At 35.1% G+C, this 9,091-nt stretch carries 8 protein-coding genes; 5 read left to right on the top strand and 3 right to left on the bottom strand.

All coding sequences use genetic code 11. The features are described 5' to 3' along the window. The 3 genes from Megvenef_RS05475 to tkt form a co-directional block, all read left to right on the top strand. Positions 1–412, top strand: a 412-nt coding sequence (locus Megvenef_RS05475) for a hypothetical protein (RefSeq protein WP_322776972.1), incomplete at its 5' end; no start/stop codon positions are given. A 164-nt stretch (positions 413–576) separates the two neighbouring features. Then, positions 577–1,182 (top strand): hypothetical protein, encoded by a 606-nt coding sequence (locus Megvenef_RS05470; RefSeq protein ID WP_322776971.1) that lies wholly within the window; start codon positions 577–579, stop codon positions 1,180–1,182. A gap of 138 nt (positions 1,183–1,320) precedes the next feature. After that, positions 1,321–3,285 (top strand): transketolase, encoded by a 1,965-nt coding sequence (gene tkt / locus Megvenef_RS05465; protein ID WP_322776970.1) that lies wholly within the window; start codon positions 1,321–1,323, stop codon positions 3,283–3,285. 20 nt (positions 3,286–3,305) lie between these two features. Here the strand turns inward: tkt and Megvenef_RS05460 are convergent, their stop codons facing one another. The 3 genes from Megvenef_RS05460 to fabD all read right to left on the bottom strand — a co-directional run bounded on the left by Megvenef_RS05460 (position 3,306) and on the right by fabD (position 6,538). Then, complete coding sequence (locus Megvenef_RS05460) at positions 3,306–3,776, bottom strand: DUF2269 family protein (RefSeq protein ID WP_322776969.1); 471 nt, start codon at positions 3,774–3,776, stop codon at positions 3,306–3,308. Further along, positions 3,773–5,062 carry an SDR family oxidoreductase gene (locus tag Megvenef_RS05455; protein WP_322776968.1) on the bottom strand — a complete coding sequence of 430 codons (1,290 nt, stop codon included), beginning with the start codon at positions 5,060–5,062 and terminating at the stop codon, positions 3,773–3,775. Before Megvenef_RS05455 ends, Megvenef_RS05460 begins: the two co-directional genes overlap by 4 nt. A 537-nt stretch (positions 5,063–5,599) precedes the next feature. Further along, entirely contained in the window at positions 5,600–6,538 is a 939-nt protein-coding gene (gene fabD, locus Megvenef_RS05450) for an ACP S-malonyltransferase (RefSeq protein WP_322776967.1), read from the bottom strand. A gap of 43 nt (positions 6,539–6,581) precedes the next feature. On the opposite strand from fabD, the gene Megvenef_RS05445 reads away from it, so the two are divergent. Then, positions 6,582–8,549 (top strand): lytic transglycosylase domain-containing protein, encoded by a 1,968-nt coding sequence (locus Megvenef_RS05445; RefSeq protein ID WP_322776966.1) that lies wholly within the window; start codon positions 6,582–6,584, stop codon positions 8,547–8,549. Further along, positions 8,546–9,016, top strand: coding sequence for a peroxiredoxin (locus Megvenef_RS05440; protein ID WP_322776965.1), 471 nt, complete (start codon positions 8,546–8,548; stop codon positions 9,014–9,016). Before Megvenef_RS05445 ends, Megvenef_RS05440 begins: the two co-directional genes overlap by 4 nt. Positions 9,017–9,091: the final 75 nt, after the last annotated feature.

The following is a 9,091-nucleotide window of genomic DNA, read 5'->3' as shown; positions in this document are numbered from 1 at the left end:
CACATTACCAGTAAAATATATTCAAATTTTTGGTTCAGAATCCCAAATTATAACTAAAGAAAATATAAAATCTAGTTTGGTACCTTTATTTAAAAAAGTTCCAACGATGCTTATATACATTGTGTTTCCAGTCGCTACGATCATGATTTTTATCAACACTTTGCTTGAAAAGAGCTTTATGATTGTTGTGGTGTTCATTATTTCTTACCTTAGTAAAAGTAAATCAACTTTAAAAGATTGCATTCGTGTCGTGCTTTTTTCAAGCGGGGTTTGTACTCTTTTTCAGTTTGTGTTTAGCTTTACGTTTACTGATTTAAATTATGGATTATGGGTTATCCAAACATGGGCAAATATCCTTATGATAATTGGAATAATGAAGTCGCAAGATAGAATAATCTTTTTCTCCAAATAGCCACACAGCTACCAAAAATTGCTTAAATACATTACAAAAACAACTAAAAGCCTATAGAGATATGCTTGGGTAAAGGTATTATTAATTAAGATAATGACCCAATTCAAAAAGCGTGTAATTAATTAATAAATATTAAATTAATTGATATTTAAGGGAAGGTATATATGGCTGATTTTCAATCTAGTAATGGCAATAAGACTGGTCCTGGGCAAGGCAATAGGGAGCAATTTGACCATTTTGATAGACTGGGTGAAGTTGATAAAAAAGACTTGAGTGCTACAAAACTGAAAGCAGATGACAAAGAAAGAAGCGTTGAAGATTTATTGGCAACCGAGGATGACACGAGGGGTGGCACTGTAGATCATGAGGGTGCTGGCGTTAAAAGACAAGATACGTCACTAGAGCTGAATTTTACAAAAAGTTCTGGCATAAGCATACCGTCTTTAGAAGAATTTAGTAAAAAACCTGAAGAAGCTAGAAATGCCGAAGAAGGATCTGTAGATCAAGATGATCAATTAATTGGGGTAAGGATTCAATTACCTGACACAAGCATAATCCCTGTAAAAATAAATCCAGCAGAAGCTCAGATAGGTGTAAGAATAACTCAAGACAAGCCTATTCCCCAGCAAGAAGGGGTTGTCGACAACAATGTACCAGATAAAATTGATGAACGTATACCGGTAGAAGATCCGATTGTTGATGATGACGACGATGACGACGACGATGATGACGATGACGACGATGATGACGATGAAAACACGTCTTGGTAAAACTTTGCTGAACTAACAGATAGCCATAAATTCTTCGCAAGGCTTTTTATAAAAATTGTTAGGGTTGAAACTAGTGTTGTCATAATATTTTATTTAGTTTAAGATCCTGCTAAATTATTTTATTGATTGGACATTATAGTGAACGGGACGAAAAAGCAAAATTATTCATTAGATCAACTAAGCGATTGCATAAAAATTCTTTCAGCAGACGCCGTGGAGAAAGCAAAATCAGGACACCCTGGGTTACCCCTTGGTTTTTCTCAAGTCATGACGTGCCTTGCATTCGAATTTCTTAAATTCAATCCCCACGACTCTAAATGGTTCAATCGCGATAGACTTGTTTTGTCTGCTGGTCATGGTTCTATGATGTTATATTCATTCCTTTACTTAACAGGATATAAGGATTTTCCTTTAAATGATATTAAAAATTTTAGGCAATTATATTCTAAAGCAGCAGGACACCCAGAAAATCATTTATTTGAAGCAATAGAAACAACTACTGGCCCACTAGGGCAAGGTCTTGCAAATTCAGTTGGTATGGCTATTGCCGCCAAAAAATACCAAGCTGAATTGGGAGATAATATATGCAACTATAAAACATATGCAATAGTTGGGGACGGCTGTTTGATGGAAGGTATTTCTTATGAAGCGCTCTCAATCGCTGGACACTTGAAACTGAACAATTTAATCATACTTTTCGATGATAACGGGATATCCATTGACGGCAAAGTTAGCTTAGCAGTGTCAGAAAATCATTTAATGAAACTTGAAGCATTTGGATTTAATGTTGCTTCGGTAGATGGTCATGACACCACGCAAATTTGCCAAGCTTTGAGTGACGCGCAATTATCTGATAAACCAAGTTTCATTGCTTTTAAAACAAAAATTGGCAAAGGAACAAAGGACAAAGAAGGGAGCGAAAAATCACACGGATCTCCTCTTGGACCCGATGAGATTCAACACCTTAAGAGTAATATAAGTTTTGCTGGAGAAGAATTTTTTATACCCGAGGATATTAAGCAATTATGGGAACAAGCTTGGTTAAGGAATCAAGCCGAGTACAGCTCTTGGCAAAAAGAATTTGCTGCACTTTCATCGGCGCAAAAAGCCTATATCAACAAAGCCAAAATCACTCTTCAAAAAGATATTCCTACACCAACTAAACCAGAAGCTACAAGAGTTTCCTCGGGAAGAATAATTGAATCTTTAATGCAAAACGAAAATAAAACAATCGTAGGGTCCGCTGACTTAGCTAGTTCAAATGGATTAACAAACCAGGCATGTAAAGTAATTAACTCAAATGATTTTAGCGGAAATTTTATTCACTATGGAGTACGAGAAAACGCAATGGCAGCTATTATGAATGGGCTAGCTTTGTCTAATTTTCTACCCATTGGCGGAACATTTTTTGTCTTTTCAGACTATATGAGACCTTCAATTCGTTTAGCTGCATTAATGGGATTGCCGGTAATTTTTGTCATGACTCATGACTCAATAGGCGTCGGAGAAGATGGCCCTACACACCAACCAATTGAGCATCTAGCCTCTTTTCGCGCAATGCCCAATATTGATGTATTTAGACCAGCTGATTTTATTGAAGTAAAGGAGTGTTACGAAATCGCACTTAAAAATACTACAAACCCTTCAATGATTGTACTATCAAGACAAAACGTATCTCAAATAAGGATAGACTCAGACAAAAACCAATCAGAAAAAGGCGGATATATTATTTCAGAAGCTCACAAGCCTAAATCAATAGATTTTACTATATTCTCTACAGGATCCGAAGTAAGTCTAGCTATGGAAGTACAAAAAGTACTCGAGGCACAAGATTTGTCAGTACGTATTTGTTCAATCCCATGCTTTTCAACTTTGTTGAGACAAGGAAAAAATTACCTTCATGAGCTCCAAGGAAACGCTAAAGACCTTGTTGCAATTGAAGCTGCAAGTAGTTTTGGTTGGTCCAGTATTATCGGCTTGGAGGGAATCTTTTTTGGACTTGATACATTCGGAGCTTCTGCGCCAGCAGAAAAGCTTTATGAGCACTATGGCCTTAACTCTAGCATCATTTCACAAAAACTTTTATCTCATAAAAAAACGTGATTTTTTGTTAAGAAAGTATCTCAAACAGGTTTGGTTACCATCAAAATAAAGATAGTAGTTAAACTAATAAAGGCTGGCCAACCTAATAAAAACCAACATTTGAATAATTTATAATATTCAGCAGGTAGCTCTTCGTTATTTGCATAAGCTTTTAAAGCTAAATTTCTTAATCTGATTTGAATCCATATCACTGGCAACCAACAAATCACAGAGATAGAATACCCTACATAAGTTAAGACTAGCCATAATTCATCAAAGTCATAGCCCATTATCTTGATTAAAATGATACCGCTAATTGGCTGAATAATAACGCTTGGAGTAGTAAATATAAAATCAGCAATAACAGTAGTTTTAGCCGCGTAGGTCTTTGCCGCCAAGTCTCCTGTTTTATTAGCCCACCACATAAAAAAGGCAATTCCTATTCCAGTACCAAATAGAATTGTAGAAGTGATTATGTGTATAATTTTAACAAATAGATACCAGTCCATCATTTATCACTTTCTATTGCTAAGATAACTAGAGTAAGAAGTATAACTGGAATATTTTTAGTAAGCGAACCAAGCGGATCTAACCACAATACCGGGTCAAAGAATGTTAGCACCAGAGTATATCCAATTATAACTGAAATTTGTATCAAGCAAGTTATAGTTATCTTTCGTTTAACTATTAGAAATATTCCAAGCATTATATCAAGCAAACAGGTGGCATAAAATATGGCTGATGCAAATGATTCAGCGAAACCTAAATTCTCTATTATCCTTATTCCATTTTTAGAAGACACCAACCCAATAATTCCAGAAGCTATCCAAAACAAGCTAAGCACCCATTTTAGAAGAGGCTTGAGTAAAAACAACCTAGCGTGCCATAACGACTGAACAGTAAGGGGGTCACAAGATAAACCTAGGTGAAAAGTTTTTGGAACGACCGATGTAAATTCAATAAAATCTTTTTTATCTGCTATATTAGGGTGCATCATCATCTTGTATGACGTGCTGTTTAAAGGCCCCCTCCCAATTTTATCTGCTATCCACACCATTAATTCGATAAATATCAGAGGAATCTTAATAATAAGAGCCGGTGATAGACCCATCCACTCTCTAAAACTAACTAATATATCTTTAACAGCTACAACTTCAGGACCAACAATTTTGAGCGTTCTTTTAATTTCACTGTCTCTTTTTGCACAATGCAAAACTACATTCGTTAAATCACTCATGTGTATTGGTTGGAATTGCTGCGATCCATCACCCATAAGAAAAATAAAATATGGAATGGAAGCAAGACCTCTTAGTAGAGATGTCCCTCCATAACAACCACTTGCATACACCAACGATGGTTGTAATATCACCCAATCAATAGTGGTAATAGTTTGAAGATAATTATCCGTTGCCTTCTTGGTGATAGAGTAGTCAGTAGTTTTTTCATCATCTATTCCAAGCGCGGATATATGAATAATTCTTTTTATTTTAGCTTGCTCACAAGCCTCAAAAAGGGCTTGAGGACCTTTTATGTGTACATTATCTATTTTGTTGTCACCGCTAGAATTTAATACTCCAGCTACATTCACAACAACATCAATATTTTCTAGCTTTTCAATCCAACTTTCTGGAGTTATATCTACATTAAAATCACAGGCAACAACTTCGGCTAAAGGAAATCTTCCTTTAGTTTTTTCTACATCTCTTACGCAACAAACAACCTGATGATTATCGTTTAAAAAAGATGCTGCAATATAGGAGCCAATAAAACCGCTTGCTCCAACTATTAATACTCTCAATTTGATTACTTATGGGTACAGAAAAAATGTTACCTTATGATTATCTACTTATGGTAATTTGGAAGCAATATGTAAGTATTTTTAAAACTATAAAATAACAATAAATCGTGATATATATATTGGTCGTTTTTAGAAATGGATCTAACGATAACAAGACTTAAAGTCTTTAGATACAAAGAAGAAACGGCTTGAGTTGTTGTAATTAATCTGGGAAAGGTAAATGCATCTCACCGTCTCTCCTTGTTATCTACTCCTCCTTAGCTTTCGCTAGAACTGCACACACTAGGATAACCTGCATCAGTAAAAGAATAAATTGTTAACTTCAGGTTACGGACATAAGCACCATACTTATATCTTAAGTTTAATGCTAACAGCATAAAAACTTACTGTCTAGTAAAAAAGATCATTTTTTCAAAAAATTTAAATTTTAGGTTGTGTAGTTTTTACTAAGTATATAATCAACAATGGAGTTAGTTAAGAACCAGTTATAACAGAATAACATTAGTTATTAATAAAGCAGCGCTTTAAATTTATATTTTATAGTTCTTGCAGAAATTCTTCTAGCTCTTTTATAGTTGAAATACTGAATGTTTTAAAATTATGGGGTGATTTTTTAGCCAATCCAGTGAGTACCTTTCCAGGCCCAATTTCAACTAGCTCTGTTATACCTAGAGCTTTAAATTCATCCATAGTTTCACGCCATTTGACGGCGCCACAAATCTGCTCTAATAAATTTTGTTTAATTTGATTGGAATTTGTTTCGGCTTTAGCAGTTACATTACAAATCAAAGGAACTTTGGGCTGCATAAATTCAATACCAGAAAGAGCTTGTTTCATTGGCAATTCTGCAGCTTTAATTAGAATTGAGTGAAAGGGAGCACTAACATTAAGCTTTATTGCTTTATAACCAGTATCTTTAAGAATAGCAACTACCCGATCAACATTATATTCATGACCACTTATAACAATTTGTCCCTCAACATTATCATTTGCTATTTGACAAACTCCATGATCAACCACTGCATCTAGCATCTCTTGAAGTTTTGCCGCAGTAATACCAATACATGCAGCCATTGCCCCTTCACCTTTTGGTGAAGCTTCTTGCATAGAGGTAGCTCTTATTTTTAATAACATAGAAGTATTTTCAAGACTAATTGCATCAACAGCACAAAGGGCGCTGTATTCGCCCAAAGAGTGACCAGCAACGACTTTACAAAGCTCTTCGACCTTTTTACCCGATTTTTCAAGTAATACTTTTAAAATAGCAACTGAGGTGGCCATAATCGCTGGCTGGGTATTTGTTGTAATTGACAAAGCCTCTGTTGGACCATTAAAGATAATGTCACTCAGTTTATAGCCCAGCTCATCATCCACAGATTCAAAAACTTGTCTTGCTGTATTTTCAGTATCAAAAAAATCTTTACCCATTCCGATGCTTTGAGATCCTTGACCCGGGAAGATAAATGCTCTATTCATAATTATGGTGTAAATTAATTATTTATTTTTATTTCTTCTGATTATGAGAATTCTTTCTGTACTGTCAATTATTTTAACAATCTTCTTCACACAAACAACAATTCTTGCTCAGGAAACGAGTGAATCAAAAGTATTTAAATTGATAAAACAGAAAGACTGGCAAAATGCACTTAATTCCTCAGGCAAAGCTAATAACCCAGCTCTTAAGAAAATTGTACTTTCGCAACAATTTCTTGATTCCAACTATTCTGGCAATAGTTTTGAAAAAATAATCCAGTTTTTACAAGAAAATCCGGGATGGCCTCAAGAAGCTGGATTGAGAGTCAGCGCCGAGAATCTTTTAAATGATGCAACTAATAGCTCGTTAGTTTTTAAGTGGTTTCAAAGCAATAAACCTCTTACTGGTAGGGGATACAAATATTACGCTCTTGCAGCGGCTAAGGTAATTAAAGACCCTCAAAAACTTTCTCCCATTATAAAAAAGGGTTGGCATAAGGGAAGTTTCTCTCTACCAGAGCAGAAAGCCTATCAAACCAAATTCAAAAATTATCTTGATATAAAAGATCATATTAAAAAAATCGATAATCTTCTTTTTGCCGATAGTACCACAGCTGCTAAAAATAATTTATACCTAGTCGGGGCCGACTATAAGAAATCATTTGAAGCGCAAATTGCACTTATACAGAAAGGAAGCAATGCACTGGGTAGATTTGGTAATATCCCAAAGAAACACTACACTCCTGGCTTAATTTATAGGTATATCGAACTAAAAAAGAAAAATTTACCTTCTAGCTCAGAAATTGCAAACCTGATAATGATGGCAAAGTCGGATCCTGAAAACGCTGATAAATTTTGGAAAATACAATCCTATCTTGCACGTGAATACATTGAACATAAACGATATAATGATGCATATAAAATAGTTTCTTGCCACTTTACTGAGAACGCAGCTAACAAAAGTGATGCAGAATTCTTAGCTGGCTGGCTATCTTTAAGGTTTTTAAATAAAGCTCAATTATCGCTTGAACACTTCCGTAGCTTTAATGAGGCTGTAAAAACTCCTATGAGTAAATCCAGAGGAATTTACTGGTTAGGACGGGCTCACGAAGCACTAAAAGATAAAGAAAAAGCTGCTAAGTTGTACAACTTAGCAGCGACAAAATATCCTTACACTTTCTATGGTCAAGTGGCCGCTTCTGAAATAGGAATGAAAAAGATGATTTTTCCTTCAGACATTAATCTAAAACAACACAAAGTAACCGCTTCAAACAATGCTAAAGTCCATATAGCAAAAGCGACACATCTTGTATCAAAATACGGCTCAAACGCTCTTAGCCAGCTATATATAAAAGCAGCTATAGAAAAAGCAGAGAACACAACAGATATTATAGACTTAGCTGCCCTACTGAGCACATCTGCAAATATTCACCACATGGCTTGGCTCACCAAATACGCCCTGCAAAAACATGTGTTGATCAAAAACTATGCTTTCCCAACTCCATATAAATCAGGAGCACAATTGCCATTAGAAAAAGCTTTAATGTATAGTATAATCAGACAGGAATCAGTATTTGATCAGCGCGCCATAAGCAGTGCTAATGCTATGGGCTTAATGCAGCTAATAAAAGGAACAGCATGTGATACAGCGAAATCTATTGGTGATGCCTGCGTTATTTCAAAACTAACTTCAGACCCATCATATAATATGAGACTTGGAAGCAATTATTTGAAACAACTAATCGAAAAATTTGATGGTTCTTATATTATGGCAATTGCGGCTTATAATGGTGGCCACGTCAAGAAATGGTTAGGAATTTACGGTGACCCAAGAGAAATGGACGACCCTAGAGATGTTCTGGACTGGATAGAATCAATACCATTCTATGAGACAAGAAATTATGTTCAGAGAGTGCTAGAAAATTTACAGATATATAGAAGTATATTAAACGAAAATAATGGTTTAAGAATAGTGCAAGATTTAGTATTAAACAAAAAGAAAGGTACAGGATGAGTAAATTTTCAGTCGGTGACATAGCTCCGAATTTTTCAATTAAAGTATCTGAAGATACAACCATTAACTTGGAGAGTCTCAAAGGTAAATATGTAGTATTATATTTTTATCCCAAAGACAACACACCTGGGTGCACTATCGAAGCAAGAGACTTCAACTCTCTTAAAAAAGATTTTTCAGCTCTTGGTGCTGAAATAATTGGCGTATCAAAAGACCCACTTGCTTCACATGAGAAATTTCGTAAGAACCATGATTTACAATTTCATCTTGGAACCGACACTAATGGAGATCTATGTGAAAAGTTCAGCGTTTGGGTAGAAAAGTCGATGTTTGGAAAGAAATACATGGGTATAGAAAGAGCTACATTTTTAATAGATCCAGAAGGAAAATTTGCTTATATCTGGCCTTCAGTCTCGGCTTTAGGGCATGCAAAAGATGTTCTAAAAAAACTAAAAGAAATTAAGTAGTCTCTCCGTCAAAACTCTAAATTTTTGATATAATTTCAAGAATTTCAAAAATAAATCACCGCACATTCATTTTTT

The organism is Candidatus Megaera venefica, from assembly GCF_034554655.1.
Taxonomy (GTDB): domain Bacteria; phylum Pseudomonadota; class Alphaproteobacteria; order Rickettsiales; family Rickettsiaceae; genus Megaera_A; species Megaera_A venefica.
The sequence above is the reverse complement of the archived record's forward strand: the minus strand, read 5'-3'. Positions and strand labels throughout refer to the sequence as shown.

What these genes read in the sequence shown, in the direction of transcription:
- Megvenef_RS05470 (WP_322776971.1), top strand. Translation starts at nt 577, where the DNA reads ATGGCTGATTTTCAATCTAGTAATGGCAATAAGACTGGTCCTGGGCAA.
- Megvenef_RS05460 (WP_322776969.1), bottom strand. Translation starts at nt 3,776, where the DNA reads ATGATGGACTGGTATCTATTTGTTAAAATTATACACATAATCACTTCT.
- fabD (WP_322776967.1), bottom strand. Translation starts at nt 6,538, where the DNA reads ATGAATAGAGCATTTATCTTCCCGGGTCAAGGATCTCAAAGCATCGGA.
- Megvenef_RS05445 (WP_322776966.1), top strand. Translation starts at nt 6,582, where the DNA reads ATGAGAATTCTTTCTGTACTGTCAATTATTTTAACAATCTTCTTCACA.
- Megvenef_RS05440 (WP_322776965.1), top strand. Translation starts at nt 8,546, where the DNA reads ATGAGTAAATTTTCAGTCGGTGACATAGCTCCGAATTTTTCAATTAAA.